Origin of the sequence: Mesorhizobium sp. M1A.F.Ca.IN.022.07.1.1 (genome assembly GCF_003997575.1) — a bacterium.
GTDB lineage: Bacteria > Pseudomonadota > Alphaproteobacteria > Rhizobiales > Rhizobiaceae > Mesorhizobium.
Genome location: NZ_RZST01000688.1, coordinates 1 through 829, shown reverse-complemented (window position 1 = coordinate 829; position 829 = coordinate 1). Strand labels below are relative to the sequence as shown.

The window sequence follows — 829 nt, the reverse complement described above, 5'->3', positions numbered from 1 at the left end:
ATCCTCACCGGCCGCGGCGGAAGTCTTGCGTCAGCGGACGCTTGAGATGGAGGATCGCATCAAGAAACTCAAGGAGGAGTTCCTTGCCGTCATCGGCAACAACGAGCGGGCCTCATGGCGTGCGGAACTCGACGATCCTACGCGCACTGTTGCCCTGCATGCGCGAGCGGCAGATCTGATCATCACCGGCGCTCCTGCTGCCGCGGCCGCTGGCGACTTCCAACGGACGATTGATCCTGGCGCATTGATCCTTTCCGCGGGCAGGCCGGTTCTATTTGCTGCTGACGGCTTGCCTACTTTCAAAGGTGAAAGAGCAATGGTCGCTTGGAAAGATTGTCGCGAGTCTCGCCGCGCCGTGGCGGATGCAATGCCCTTCTTGCGTAACGCGAAGGACGTGGTGGTCTTCAGTGTTGCCGAAGAACGGCCGCGTGTCGCTCAAGAAGGCGCCGCGGATGTCGTTCGCTTCCTGATGAGGCACGGTGTGAAAGCCCGATCCCAACTGCTGGAGAGAGAGGGGATTGCTGTTGGTGACGCTATTGTCACTGTAGCGGATGAAATTGGAGCCGACCTCATCGCGGCAGGTGGCTATGGCCATAGCCGGTTCCGCGAGTGGGCATTCGGGGGCGCGACGCGATCGCTACTGAGATGCGGCTCATTCCACAGGCTGCTGTCGAACTGAACGGCAATGGCACCTCACCACTCCCGCCGGCCACGTACGATTCATTCGCCGACGATCAACTGAGCGTAACGCCGAAGGAGAGACCAATGCAGCTGTTAGCATCTCTGTTCCTGCCGACCTATCCCGACCCACCCGGTCCCAAGGTTGTAG

1 protein-coding gene is annotated in these 829 nt (G+C 60.3%); it reads left to right on the top strand.

From position 1 onward, the window contains the following. Positions 1 to 679: universal stress protein (locus EOA75_RS33400; protein ID WP_206517139.1), on the top strand; the 679-nt coding region annotated here is incomplete at its 5' end. Positions 680 to 829: the final 150 nt, after the last annotated feature.